Genomic DNA, 13,022 nt, shown 5'->3' with positions numbered 1-13,022 from the left:
ACCGAACGAGGGACACGGCGACCCCCGCTGTACACCGGCTCATCCCCGCGACACGGCGTGTCAACCCGGTACCGCGAGTTCGAACCAGACCGTCTTGCCGGTGTCTCCGGGCCGGGTGCCCCAGCGGCGCGAGGAAGAGGCCACCAGTTGCAGTCCGCGCCCGCTCTCGTCCTCGGGCCGGGCGGCGCGCTCGCGGGGCGGGTCCGGCAGCGGGTCGGAGACCTCGACGAGCAGTACGCCCTCCTGGCCCGAGGGGCGCACCAACCGGAGGCCGATGGGGCCGGTGGCATGCCGCAGCGCGTTGGTGACTAGCTCGCTGACCAGCAGGGCGGCGAGGTCGCCCAGGCTGTCGAGGCCCCAGCCGTGCAACTGGCCCCGGACGGCGCGGCGGGCGGTGCGCACCGCACCGGGGTCCGCGGGGAACGTCCACTCGGCACAGTCGCCTTCGGTGTCGATCACGCCGATCACTTCCCAGGCCAGCGGGTGAACCCATGTCCGGTTTCGTGGGGTTAATGGGCACATACCCGATATTCGCGAGGCAGTACCGCACGACAGGGCGCACTGTGGCACGAACGGCGTACGCGGCACCCCGCCCATCGGCCGACGCGCCCCCGGATCATCCGGGCCCGATCGAGCGCGCCCCCGGGGCGACCTGACGGACGCTGTCGGCTGCCTTCGGATACTGCCGGATGCCGTCGGATGCCGTCGGATGCCGTCGACGCATTCCGCTCAGGCGATCCGGGCCATGGTGAGCCGAGCCCGCGCCGGAGACCGGGGTACTGTCGGCCGCAAACTGTGACACATCACCCCGGGAGTGTCACATTCGTAGAACTGGGACCCTGCCACCCGCGGACTCGCCGACGGCGTCCGACCCGACAAGGCCGGAACCGGTGCCGGGACAGGGGCGGGGACCGGGTCGCGTCCGCGGCTCAGCGGGTCTGGGTGCCGACCCGCGTGAGCGTCTCGCGTACGGCGGGCACGTCCTGGTCGAGCCAGTCGACGTGCCAGATCTCGTCCGGGGTGAGCCAGCGCAGCGCGTCGTGATCCTGGAGGGGTCGGGGCGCGGCGGAGCCGGGGCGCAGGCGGGCGGTCCACACCTGGAGGACGTAGGGCGGTTTGAGGGGCCACTCCCCCGGGACGCGCTCGACGGTCTCGGCGTCGACGCCGAGTTCCTCGCGCAGTTCGCGCACCAACGCCGCCTCGGGCGCCTCGCCCTCCTCGACCTTGCCGCCGGGCAGTTCCCAGCGTCCGGCGAGTTCCGGGGGTGCGCTGCGGCGCGCGGCGAGCAGGCGGCCGTCGTCGAGCAGGGCGGCTCCCACGACCACGATCCGTTCCGTCATGCGCCGGAGCCTACGGGACGGGACTGCGGGGGACGTCAGTTCCGGGTGCCGTCTCCGGTCGGCGCCTGGGGCTGGGTCTCGCCCTGGTCCTGGCCGACCTGCTCGACCCAGTAGAGCCGCTCGTGGCCGTGACCGCCGAGGGTGTCGGCGGTCTCCTGTGCCTCGGCCCGGGTCGCGTACCTGCCCACGCTGTAGCGATTGCCGTTGCCTTCCTGCCTTATGACGAGCCAGGGCAGAGAGATGGTGCTGTCGTTCATCGCCCCCCACGCCCCCTTCCCGCCCCGGTCTGCCCGGATCCCGTACGCGGTACGCCTCGCGCGCCGCCTTCCAAGGAAACCGCAATCCGCATATGCCCGAGCGTACGCCTTACCTTCACGCAGCGAACACGGCTTTGCACAAAGAGGTACGCAACCAGCCAAGACGTAGGGGGCGCACGGGACCGAACGCGCCGTGCGCGCGCCCCGATGGGTCAGGTTGGCGGGGGTCCGGGCACATACCGGGCGACCTGCGGGAACGGAACGAAACGACCGGATTCCGACGGCGCGCGGGCGACCCCGCGGCCGGCGGATACCAGGGGCAACTGCCGGAAGGATGTGCGCCGCCCGGGCGAATGCGCCATCGCCCCGGCCCACGCCCCTGCCCCAGCGCTCGCACACCGCGACCAGGACAGGCCCCTCAACAACAGCGGCCGGGACAGGCCCTCACTACCGCGCAGGACAGGCCCCGCTCACCACCGCGGCCGGGACAGGCCCACAGACCCGCTCGCCCCGCGCACCCTGCTCGCCCCGCGTACCCCGTTCGCCCCGCGCACCCTGCTCGCCCCCCCGCGCGCCCCGCGCCCCGCTCGCCACTGCGGCCCGGACAGGCCCTACTTCACCGGCAGGTGGTAGGCGACCCGGTAGCGGTCGGCCGGGATCACCACGTCGGCCGTCTCGACCGGGCGGCCGGAGGCGTAGTACGTGCGGTGGACGACCAGGACGACGTGCCCCGGGACGCCGCCGAGGGAGAGCAGTTCCTCGGAGAGACCGGGCCGGGCGCCGACCTCCTCCGTGACGTTGTCGACGATGACATCGATGGCGCGCATCCGCTCGACGACGCCCATGCCTCCGAGCGGCCCCTCCTCGGGCAGCATGACGGGGGTGCGGCCGGTGACGGCGAGAGGCTCCCAGGAGGTGGACAGCATCATCACCTCGCCGGCCTCCCGGAACACGTACTTGGTGCGCATCACACGGTCCCCGGCCTGGATGTCCAGCCGCTCCGCGACGGCGACGCCCGCCTCGACCTGCTCGCTGCTGGACTCCCATGTCCCGCGCGTGTGCGCCTCGGCCTGCTCCTGCCGGAACGGCGTGGCGCCGCTGACGGGGCGGTAGCCGGAGCGGGCGATCCGGCGCGGCACGGGACGCTCGCGCACATACGTGCCGGAACCGGAGCGGCCCTCGACCAGCCCCTCGGCCATCAGCACCTTGCGCGCCTCGAGAGCGACGGTGTCGGAGACGCCGTACTCCTCGCGGATTCTCGCCTGGGACGGAAGACGGGTGTGAGGTGGCAGCGACCCGTCGGCGATCTTCTTGCGGAGATCACCCGCGACACGCAGATACGCCGGCTGCTCACCGAAAGTCACTGGCCACTCCCATCAGGTTGTACAGACAGCTACAGCCTGGCAACCGTGGGTTGTGCCATGCAAGCAAAGGCCAGAGAATCACTCGATGTGATGACATCTTGCCGGGAAACGCTTTACCCAGGCACTTTCTCCCCGCTACGGACGTGATCACACATTGAGGCCGCCGTCACTGTCGCCCCCGCCGGCGCTCCCGCTCCCGCTGCCGTCCTCGTCGTAGGTGGGCGGGGTGGTGGCCAGGCCCAGAGCCTTGCGGGCGGTGACAGTGGCGTCGCCGTCGACGTACTCGTATGCGGTGTCGTAGTGCACGTAGAAGCCGTCCACGTCGGTGGCCTTCTCCGCCGCCGCCCACTCCTTGCCCGCCGCCCGCATGTCCTTCACCAGGGCGGCGAGGGGGGCGCGGGCCGGCGCGGACCAGGTGTGCGCGCCGAGCGCGGCCGCCTGCTCGTCGGTCGCGTTCCCGACGTCCCCGGCCCAGGTCCGGTTGCCCGCCAGATCCTCCTCGGCGAGTTCCTCCGGCTCCTCGTAGAGCGCGTCGTCGACGGCGGTCATCGCCGTCAGGAACGCCAACTGGTCGGCGTCGAGGGTCGTCTCGTCGGCGCGCAGCGAGCCGGTCAGGGTGCTCTTCCCCTCCAGGTCGGCGAAGACGCAGGTGATCTCGCGGTCGCCCCACTCCCAGCTCTCGCCGGTGGGCGTGAGGTAGTAGACGTCGACCTCGTCGGTCAGCGCCCAGGTGTCCATCGCGTAGGCGCTCTGGAGCGGGTAGCACTTGTCGTCGGCCACGTCCGCGACGTGGCTGTCGCCCGGGAAGTCATCGCCGGGCAGCGGGACCGTGGCGAACACCTCGGCGTCGTGCGCACCGGAGCAGGCCACCTCGTCGACGTCGTAGACCTCCTTGTCGAGGGTCCCGCCCGGCACGTCGAAGCAGTCGCCCTTGGCGAGCGAGAAGCCGGAGTTGGCGCTCGCGCCCTCCTTGAACCCCTCCCAGAACTCGCCGGCACCCCCCGTGGCCAGCGCCAGGACCCACAGCGCGAGCCCCACCGAGGACAGGATCGCGCCCGCGATCGCCATCCCCTTGCCGCGCTCCCCCCGCTTCTTGATCTGCACCAGCGCGATGATCCCGAGCACCAGACCCACGGCCGGCAGGAAGCAGAGGATGCCGAGGACCAGGGCGGCGATGGCCACCCCGTTGACCGGCGCGGGCCGCCCGAAGGGGCTGTACCCCTGGCCCCACACCGGGTAGGGCACCGCCCCGTAGGGGGCCTGCGGACCGTACGGCCCCTGGGCGTAGGGGGCTTGCGGGGGCGCCCCGTACGGGTCCTGCGGGTTCGGGCTCTGCGGGTTCGGGCTCTGCGGCTGCGGAGGCTGGTACGGGTCCTGGGGCTGGTGGGGCCCGGGAGGCGGAGGTATGGACACGAGTACCGTGCTTCCTGGTTCAGACGGTCGGGCGATTGCTAGAACATGGGTTCAGGTGCTTCGGCCAGTCTGGCAGGGAGTTCTGACACCGGCTCTGGACTGACGTACGACGGACGTGCGGCTGCGCGCATCGTAAGCGCGGCACGAGCAGGGGCGGAACGGCGGTCACGAACGCGACGGTCCGGGCGGTGAACGGGCTCACGGCCAAGTGGGCGCACGCCGTGGACGGCGACGGCAGCGGCTCCGTCTTCTCGGCCGCGGGAGTGTGGCCGATGCTCGCCTTCCGCACGGACGGGGCGTCGGGCCCGGCACGGGAGGAACCGGGCGGCGCCCTCGGTGTGCCAGCGGGCGAAGCTGCCGCCGCCGGGCGCGAGTTGCTCGCCACGATGCCTGGGTGGCGAAGCGGACCGGCGGGCTGTTCGAGCGGATGCCGGTCACGCTGACGGACGACACCGAACTGGTGCCGGCGAGCGCGCAGCCGCTGCGGACGCAGTGGCTGCGGCCCTGGGCCCGCTTGCTTCGACCGCCCCTTCGGCTTCCTCGCCCTGCACCGCCACTCACGGCTGGTGCCGGCGGCGGGACGGGTCGCGGAGCCGAAGCCTTTGTCAAAGCACAGCTGAGACGAGGACTACGGGACGCCCTGAGGCGCACCGGCGAGTCTGCGCTGCTCCTCCTCCACGATGCGGCGGGCGAGGCCGTCGTCGGAGACGTCCACCGCGTCCGGGGTCGCCTCGGCGGTGTCGCTGCGGCGGGCGTAGGCGTCGAACAGGCGGTTCTTGTTCTTGAGGATGCGCAACAGGCGGTCGTCCACACTGTCCGTGACCAGCAGCCGGTGCACCTGGACCGCGCGAACCTGCCCCATGCGGTGCGCGCGGGCCACGGCCTGGTGCTCCAGGGTCGGCTTGACCTGCGGCTCGCACAGGACGACCACGGACGCGGCCTGGAGGTTGAGTCCGACCCCGCCCGCCTCGATCTGGCAGAGCAGCACCGCGTGCCCTGCGGCCGCCGTGAAGTCGTCGACGAGACGCTGCCGACGGGCGGCGGGAACGTCTCCGGACAACGGCCCGAGCGGCGACCCGGACCCGCCGTCGTCGAGGGCCTGTCGGACCACTGCCAGGACGTCACGGAAGTACGAGAACACGACCACCTTCAGGCCGTTGGCCGCCGCCTCGGCGACCAACTCGCGCAGCCGTTGCAGCTTGGCGGACTTCTCCGGGTCGGCGTACGCGGCCCTGCGCATCGCCATGAAGTTCCCGGCGGCGACGGCCGCGCGGTAGGCGTCCTGGTCGGCGGCGCTGAACTCCTCCCATTCGTCGACCTCGATCAGCGCGGGCAGCTCGGTGAGCACGTCCTTCTGGTTGCGGCGCAGGTAGGCGGGGGCGACGGCCTTACGGAAGGCGTGCGGACCCGCGGCGCCGGCGCCGTCGCGTATCTCCGGGACCAGTTCGGGCCGCAGTTGGCGGACGAGGGCGCGGAACTCCTCGACGCGGTTCTCCATCGGGGTTCCGGTGAGGAACAGGACGCGGTCGCAGGCCCCGGTCCACACGGCGACCGAGCGGGCGCGGCGGGTGTCGGGGTTCTTGACGTAGTGCGCCTCGTCGACGACGAGCAGACCGGGCGGCGGGGTGCCCGGGACACTCGGGGCGTCGGGGATATCGCGGGTGGCCTCCGGCTCGGGCAGGGTGTGCAGCACGTCGAACGTGGTGACGGCGACGCCGCCGTGCTCGCGCCACAGCGCGTACGCGTCCCGCCGGTCCGGGCCGTGCACCGGCACCGCCCGGAGCGTGCTGCGCGCGGCGATCTCCCGCGTCCAGTTGATGAGCACGCCGGCCGGGCACACCACCAGGAAGTGGGCGTGCCCCTCGGCCGCGAGGTGGGCGAGCACGGCGATCGCCTGGACGGTCTTGCCGAGCCCCATCTCGTCGCCGAGTACGACCCGGCGCTGGGCGAGCGCGAACCGGGCGCCGAAGGCCTGGTAGCCGCGCAGGGAGACCCGGCGGTGGGTGTCGTCCAGCGGCTGCGCGTGCACCCGCTCGGCCACCTCCGACGGCACGAACCCCTCGGCGGCCGCCAGGTCCGCCGGCTGGGCGCAGATCTCCGCCAGCCGGCTGTAGTACTCGGCGGAACGCACCTCGAAGTCGACCCAGGGCTCGATCTCGGAGGCCGGTTCGCGCAGCAGGTCGGCGGTGGCCTGCGCCAGCCGCAGCGGCACCTCCGCCGCGGCGGCCTCGGCCGTCAGCGCCCGCAGTTCCGTGACCGCCACGCGCGCGGCCTCCCGGCGACGGCTCCCGGCGAGCGCCAGCCGCAGCCGGCCCGTGGCCGGGCGGACCACGGGCAGCAGTTCGGCGAGCCGCGTCTCGTACCGCTCGGCGGCCTCCACGGCGCGGGGCAGCTCGGGACCGGCCTCGACGAGCCGGTACAGCGCGGCGACCAGGGCGGCGGTACGAGGCTCCGGCCGGTCGACGTCGATCCGCACCGAGACGGTCTCGCCGACCGCGCGGGCGATCTGCCGGGCGGCGGCCAGCGCCTGGTCGGCGGTCTGCGCGCCGACACCGGGAATCTGCCGCAGTTCGTACCGACTCGCCCCGTACACCTCACCCACCGACCCGAACCCGGCCCCCTCCAACGCCCCGAACCGCAACCGCCCCTCGGTGACGTCCTTCAGCCGGACCAACGGAATACCCCGAAGCTCCTCGGCCACAAGCGCGTCCCTCAGCGGCGCGTACGCGTCCCGGACGGCGTCCAGGGCCCGGCCGTGATCAACACGCAGAACACGCGCGGCATCACACAACCGCACCCCGCCCTCGTACAACTCCTTGACCCGCACCACGCCCCCGCCCCCCACTCTCCGCGCCGCCCTCCATGCTCGCACCCACGACCGACAACGAGCACCGTCGTTCCCTCCCGACTGGCCTGACGATCCGGGCGCGATCCGGCGTTTCCGCACACTCGTTCCCGAAAGCAGAATTGTCAGGACCTGAAGAGCCCCACGACTGCATAATCAGCTCAGCTCAGCTCAGCTCAGCTCAGCTCAGCTCAGCTCAGCTCAGCTCAGCTCAGCTCAGCTCAGCACACGTCTCGGGGGAGGGAGCCGTGCTGTGGTGGACAGGTGGGACCCGCAGAGCATTGTTCGCCGGTATCGCGGAAGTTGGGCGCCGCGGAGTTTTCTCGCCGGACTGGATCATCAGGCCCTGGTCTCCTTTCTCGCCGAGGGGACGTTGGTGCACTTCGGCAAGGGGGACGTCCTCATACGGGAGGGCGACGCCTACGACGGCGTCTTCCTGCTGCTCACGTCGTACGTCAAGGTCAGTGCGAGCCGTTACGGCGGCGGGCAGACCCTCCTCGCCGTGCGGTTCGCGGGCGACGTGATCGGTGAGATGGCGGCGACGGACGGCAACACGCGCTGCGCCACCGTCGAGGTGTGCAGCAAGGAACCCGTGGCCGCCGTCCGCCTGGACGAGACGCAGTTCGAGCGGGCGGTGGACGCGGTGCCCGGCGGCCGGCAGCTCCTGTTCGACTCCGTGGTGCGCAAGCTGCGTACGTCGACCCGGCGACGCGTCGACTACGCGAAGGCTCCCGTCCACCTCCAACTGGCGCGTCTGCTGGTGGAGATGGCCGATGAACACGGTCACACGCCGCGCGGGCGGAGCGTGGTCATCGGGGCGAACCTCACCCAGGCGGAGTGGGGCATGCTCATCGGTGTCAGCCCGCGCACCGTGCAACGCGCCCTGAGCGAGCTCAAGTTGGCCGGGCTGATAGATCCAGGACGCAACCGCATGCTGGTCAAGGACGTGCCCGGCCTGCGCGCACTCATCGGCGAACGGCCTTAGCGGCGAACGGTCTTGGTGGTGAACGGCCGTACCCAGGGCGCCATTTGGCGTACAAGGACGGCTGCCCGGTGGGCCGTTCCCATACTGAACCCCCGGGCGGGGTCCGACTGCCCGGAAACGATGGTGAGTTTCTACCGACACGGACGAAAGAGTGTCCATGAATCCACAGATCGAGCAGGGGCCTCTGCGGCGTCTGCACACCGGCGACGATCTCCCCCGATACAGCGGCAACCAGCCGCACGTCCAACGCGGCCTGCTGGAGGCCATCGCTCCGGTGCGCCAACGGGCGGCGAGAGTGGCCGGGTTGGACCGTGAGGCGGCCTACGTACAGGAGCAGGGCGACGGCGAGTTCGTACGCTGGCCCGCGGCGCCGTCGACCGTGGACGTACTGCTCCGCTACCCGCCGGCACTGCGCACCGAGCTGATCCAGGCGAACGCCGGCCGCAGCCCGGACGCGGCGCTGCGCCTGCGTCTGGCGATGGTCGAGGCCCTGTCGGAGGCCGCTCCCGGCGGGCTCAGCGGGGACCCCTTCGTCGTGGTCAGCCGATTCCTGAACTGCTGGCAGGCTCGCGAGGCGCTGGTCCTGACCCCGCACTGCCCTCTCGTCGTGATCGTGGACCAGGGCATCTTCCGGGACACGGTGGCGAAGGAGTTCCTCGGGCTGGAGCCCGACCAGTACGTCGAGATCCTCGTCCGCGACGAGGACAAGGACTTCGAGACGCCCGCCTGGCTGACGCTTCCCGGCAGCACACCCGCGCAGCTCGAAGCGGTACGTGAACGCGTCGGTGTGGGTGCCGGCCTCGGGCCGGACCAGTCCCGGACCGCGGCGCGCCCGTCACGACCCGCATCGGCGCGCACGGTCCACACGCCGAACCCGGGTCCGGCGGCCGGGCGTACCGAGCCGGGTGGGGCGGGCGAGGAGGCCGCGGACCCCCCGCCGACCGGTCGCTCCCGTCGCACGACGTGGTTCCAGAGCGCGCTGGCCGTGGCCCTCGTCGGCGCGATCGCCACCATCGCCGCGGCCGTCGTACCCCCGCTGCTCGACGGAGGCGACGACGACAAGTCCCCCACCGAGTCGCCCTCGCTGACGACCGACACGACGTCCACGCCGTCCGGCACGACGCCCACGGCATCCGACGTACCGTCCGTGACATCCGTCATCCCCGCGCTGGTCCGCTGGACGGACGACGGCGGTTCGACCTTCCTCCGCTCCTACATGAGCCCCAAGCCCGGAAACGCCATACCGAGCGGCCGCGCCTACCCCGCCGGTGAAACGCTCACGCTCGACTGCCAGTTCACCGACGGGCGTTCCATAAAGGTCGGCGACGCCTACTCGGGCCCCGATCCGGACTCCACCGTCTGGTACCGCATCCACGACGACGGCGCGTGGGTGCCGGCCGTCTACGTCGACCCCGGCTCCACGTCCGTCCCCCCGTGCTGACCGGATTTCGAGGAGGCTCACGATGCGCACTGCCCGTGACGCGAGGCGGCCCGCCCGACGGCGCGGCCGAGTCCTGGCCACGACACTGGCCCTGCTGACCTCGGTCGCCCTCGCCGGATGCGGTGACGGTGGCAGCACACCGGACGACGACCACCAGCAGCAGAAGGTCGCGGCTTCTCCGACGACGAGAGCGGAGCGGACCAGCACGGTCGACGCCGGTGGCCAGCCCGAGGGGGTGGCACTGCGCGGCTGCCCCTTCGTCGTCCACGACGTCCAGCACGCCGATGTGGCCGTCACCTGTCTGTCGGTGCACGAGCGTCTGCCGACCGGGACGCAGGTGACGATGCGGTGCTGGACCGACACGGACACCGGGACGCTGGGTGACTGGGGCCGGGCGCTGAAGGGCGAGCCGCGCGTCCAGCGGTGGTTCTACGTCACCGTCGCCGACGGCGAACACGCCGGCAAGTCCGGCTACGTGTACTCCGACCTCGTCCCCCGAACGGAGCAGACGAAGACGCCCCGCTGCACCCCGGAGATCCTCCGGACGTACCCCTTCTCCCCGCGGGTCGAGCCCGATCCGCTGAAACTGGAGATCACCGGAACGTGCACGACGCAGGGCGGGACCCTGACCGGACGGTCCTCAGGCTTCGTCGGCGAGGAGTACGCGGTCACCGCCTACTACCCCGACGGCCGCGAGTACCCCTTGGCCAGCAACAGCATCTCCGCGCGCGCGGACGGAAGCGTGCCCTGGACCTGGTCGTGCGCGGGCGATCCGGCCGGCACGTACACGACCGAGATCAGCACCGTGGACGGCCGCGAGACCACCGGCCGGGTGTCCTTCACCATCGGCGCGCCCGCCAACCCCTCGCCCCCGGCCCCCACCCCGCCGACCCCAGTGCCCACACCCACCCCGAAGCCCACGCCCACCCCGACTCCCCCACCCGCAGCGCCCAAGCCGGTTGCGGTGACCGTGTCGAACCTGGTGACCAACGGCGCCGAGCAGATGCGGGAGGACACCCCGGCCTACCTCTCCACCCGAACCGTCGGCTCCTGCCGGAAGCTCGGCTGCAAGCTGGACGGAACGGAGATGAGCAGCGGCTTCGTCGCCCAGGCGATCTGCCGACTCACCGGCGACCGCATCACCAACGGCCAGAACGACAACGCGATCGACGACGGCAACCCGGGCCTGTACAGCAGCACGCTCTGGTACCGCATCCGCTGGTCCGACGGCAGAGAGGGCTACCTGTCCACCGTGTGGCTCACCCCCACCCACCGCAACGAAACGAGCCTCCCAGCCTGCTGAACAGCGACTGAGGCCCACCCGTCTCCCACGCCCGAACCAAACACGGGCACACCGCACCGCCGGAGAACCCAGCGACCGCAAGGCGTCGCCACCGCCGGTACGACTCGGCTACACGGCAGCGGCGTCGAGCAGGGCGCCGACGTGCTCGAGGGGGTGCGAAGGGTGGGGTACGGGCGTCCGCCGACCCGGTCCGGTCGGTCCAGGCCGAGGATCACGCGCATCGTCGTGGACTTTCCTGCACCGTTCGGCCCGACGAAGCCGGTGATCTGCCCCGGCCTCACGACGAACGACATCCCGTGCAGCGCCCGGGTGTTGCCGAACCGCTTGTGCACGTCCCGGACTTCGATCGTGGCGTGCGACGACCCGCCGGGCTCCTCGGCCTTCTTCTCCATGCGCTCCATGGCAGGAGGTCAGGGAGGGGCAGGGGTGCGGGCCGTCACGGCATGGAGCGAAGTTGTGCAGTGCTCCTGAGGAGGGACGGCGGGGGGCGGTCCTCCCCCGCACGAGGGAGGGACCTGCCTCTCGGCCGGTCAGCGGCAGGTACCGCGGTGTGGCTGAGCGCCGCTCAGGATGGCGGACCATAGCGGGCAGCGACTTCGGCGGCGCGGTGGTGCAGGGATGTGCGCAGCCACTGCGGGGCCAGGACTTCCGCATGGGTGGCGTGCTGCCACAGGGCCCATTCGGCGTGTCGCGAATCCTGGAAGATGACGTTCAGCCGCAGCCGGCCGTCCGCGTCGGCTTCCTCGGCGCAGACGGCCAGGACGGTGCCCACCAGGGGCTCCCGCCGCGCCGGGTCCACCCGTACCAGCACGGCGACCGTGTCACCGCCGGTGCGGAAGCGCGCGTTACGTTCCTGCCAGGCCCGGTCCAGGTCGACGGTTTCCGGTCGCTGCGCGGGTTCGTCGAGTTCCACGGCGGCCAGCACCCGGGACAGCCGGTAGGTGCGGTCCTCGCCTGCTCTCTTGGCCAGCAGGTAGCCCTGTTCACGGACGGCGGCCAGGCCGATGGGGTCCACCGTGCGCCACTTCGGGGCCTGGTTCACCGCCGCATAGTGGATGCGCAACTTGTGGCCGGCGAACACCGCGCGCCGGACCTCGGCCACGATGGCGTCGGGCACTTCCTCGTCGGCCACGCGGCGCGAGAGGAGGTCGGTTTCCGGGTCGATCAGTAAGCGCTGTGCCGCACCGGCCGCGGTGTACCGAAGACTCTCGGGTAACGAGTCGACCACCTTGAGCATGGCTGAGGCAAGCGCCGAACCGAGGCCGAACAGCTGGGCGCCGCGCCGCGATCCGGCCACGAGCAGGGCGAGCGCCTCGTCGTGTTTCAGTCCGGTGAGCGCCATCTGGAAATCGGGCAGAAGCGAGAAACCGCCGCGCCGGCCGCGCTCGGCATAGACCGGGACGCCGGCCGCGGACAGCGCCTCTATGTCCCGCAGCACCGTGCGGATGGAGACCTCCAGCTCACGAGCCAGTGTCTCCGCAGTCATCTGACCGCGCTGACGCAGCAGGAGCACCAAGGAAACCAATCGGTCGGCGCGCATGCGGAAACTCTACGAAATACATGACTGAAGATGTCACGTTTTACTGAAAGGCTCTGTTGCACGACGTCAAAGCCCGGCAGCTGCCGAGTCGCTGAACGTCCGTAGTGTCAATAAACCGAATGGAGCGAGTCGGTAATGGAACGTAACGCCGTCAACCCGGTGACGTGGTCGGTCGAGATGGGCTTCAACCAGGGTGAGGTCGTCTCCGGGCACTCTCGGACCCTCTACATCTCGGGGCAGACCGCGATGAGCAAGGAAGGCAAGCCCGAGCACGACGGTGACATGGCGGCGCAGCTCGCGCTGAGCATCGACAACATCGAGGCGGTGCTCACCGAGGCCGGCATGACCCTCGCGAACCTCGTCCGGCTCAACGTCTACACGACCGACGTCGACACGCTCTTCCAGCACTACGGTGTGCTGGCGGGTCGGCTGGGTGCCGCCAGGGTCTCGCCGACCACCACCATGCTCGGTGTGACGCGTCTGGCGATCCCCGGCCAGCTGGTCGAGCTTGAGGGCACCGCCGTCGCGTGATGT

Annotated in this window: 12 protein-coding genes and 1 pseudogene; 5 read left to right on the top strand and 8 right to left on the bottom strand. The window is 71.4% G+C overall.

The window, feature by feature from the left end:
• Positions 1-60 precede the first annotated feature (60 nt).
• From OG352_RS28045 to OG352_RS28025, 5 genes are all read right to left on the bottom strand, one after another.
• Complete coding sequence (locus OG352_RS28045) at positions 61-522, bottom strand: ATP-binding protein (protein WP_329220706.1); 462 nt, start codon at positions 520-522, stop codon at positions 61-63.
• A gap of 407 nt (positions 523-929) precedes the next feature.
• Positions 930-1,340, bottom strand: a complete 411-nt coding sequence (locus tag OG352_RS28040; protein WP_329220704.1) for a (deoxy)nucleoside triphosphate pyrophosphohydrolase — start codon at positions 1,338-1,340, stop codon at positions 930-932.
• 35 nt (positions 1,341-1,375) lie between these two features.
• A complete protein-coding gene (locus OG352_RS28035) occupies positions 1,376-1,597 on the bottom strand; it encodes a hypothetical protein (RefSeq protein ID WP_329220702.1) in 222 nt (73 codons plus the stop codon).
• 611 nt (positions 1,598-2,208) lie between these two features.
• Positions 2,209-2,961 (bottom strand): GntR family transcriptional regulator, encoded by a 753-nt coding sequence (locus OG352_RS28030; protein ID WP_329220701.1) that lies wholly within the window; start codon positions 2,959-2,961, stop codon positions 2,209-2,211.
• 147 nt (positions 2,962-3,108) lie between these two features.
• Positions 3,109-4,374, bottom strand: coding sequence for a DUF4190 domain-containing protein (locus tag OG352_RS28025; RefSeq protein WP_329220700.1), 1,266 nt, complete (start codon positions 4,372-4,374; stop codon positions 3,109-3,111).
• Positions 4,375-4,562: 188 nt separating this feature from the next.
• Here OG352_RS28025 and OG352_RS28020 point away from each other — a divergent pair, with 188 nt between their 5' ends.
• A complete protein-coding gene (locus OG352_RS28020; RefSeq protein WP_329220698.1) occupies positions 4,563-4,817 on the top strand; it encodes a hypothetical protein in 255 nt (84 codons plus the stop codon).
• Positions 4,818-5,002: 185 nt separating this feature from the next.
• Here the strand turns inward: OG352_RS28020 and OG352_RS28015 are convergent, their stop codons facing one another.
• A complete protein-coding gene (locus tag OG352_RS28015) occupies positions 5,003-7,204 on the bottom strand; it encodes a DEAD/DEAH box helicase (protein WP_329220696.1) in 2,202 nt (733 codons plus the stop codon).
• A gap of 268 nt (positions 7,205-7,472) precedes the next feature.
• On the opposite strand from OG352_RS28015, the gene OG352_RS28010 reads away from it, so the two are divergent.
• The 3 genes from OG352_RS28010 to OG352_RS28000 all read left to right on the top strand — a co-directional run bounded on the left by OG352_RS28010 (position 7,473) and on the right by OG352_RS28000 (position 10,948).
• Positions 7,473-8,204 (top strand): Crp/Fnr family transcriptional regulator, encoded by a 732-nt coding sequence (locus tag OG352_RS28010; RefSeq protein ID WP_329220695.1) that lies wholly within the window; start codon positions 7,473-7,475, stop codon positions 8,202-8,204.
• A gap of 157 nt (positions 8,205-8,361) precedes the next feature.
• Positions 8,362-9,645, top strand: a complete 1,284-nt coding sequence (locus OG352_RS28005) for a hypothetical protein (protein WP_329220694.1) — start codon at positions 8,362-8,364, stop codon at positions 9,643-9,645.
• 22 nt (positions 9,646-9,667) lie between these two features.
• Entirely contained in the window at positions 9,668-10,948 is a 1,281-nt protein-coding gene (locus tag OG352_RS28000; protein ID WP_329220692.1) for a hypothetical protein, read from the top strand.
• A 111-nt stretch (positions 10,949-11,059) separates the two neighbouring features.
• On the opposite strand, the pseudogene OG352_RS27995 reads toward OG352_RS28000, so the two are convergent.
• Positions 11,060-11,340: pseudogene (locus OG352_RS27995) on the bottom strand (ATP-binding cassette domain-containing protein); the annotation flags it as partial.
• Positions 11,341-11,513: 173 nt separating this feature from the next.
• A complete protein-coding gene (locus OG352_RS27990; protein WP_329220690.1) occupies positions 11,514-12,488 on the bottom strand; it encodes a helix-turn-helix transcriptional regulator in 975 nt (324 codons plus the stop codon).
• 135 nt (positions 12,489-12,623) lie between these two features.
• On the opposite strand from OG352_RS27990, the gene OG352_RS27985 reads away from it, so the two are divergent.
• The gene (locus tag OG352_RS27985) at positions 12,624-13,019 is read left to right on the top strand and encodes a RidA family protein (RefSeq protein ID WP_329220688.1); all 396 of its coding nucleotides are present in this window, start codon (positions 12,624-12,626) and stop codon (positions 13,017-13,019) included.
• Positions 13,020-13,022: the final 3 nt, after the last annotated feature.

The sequence above is a fragment of the Streptomyces sp. NBC_01485 genome, from assembly GCF_036227125.1.
Taxonomy (GTDB): domain Bacteria; phylum Actinomycetota; class Actinomycetes; order Streptomycetales; family Streptomycetaceae; genus Streptomyces.
The sequence above is the reverse complement of the archived record's forward strand: the minus strand, read 5'-3'. Positions and strand labels throughout refer to the sequence as shown.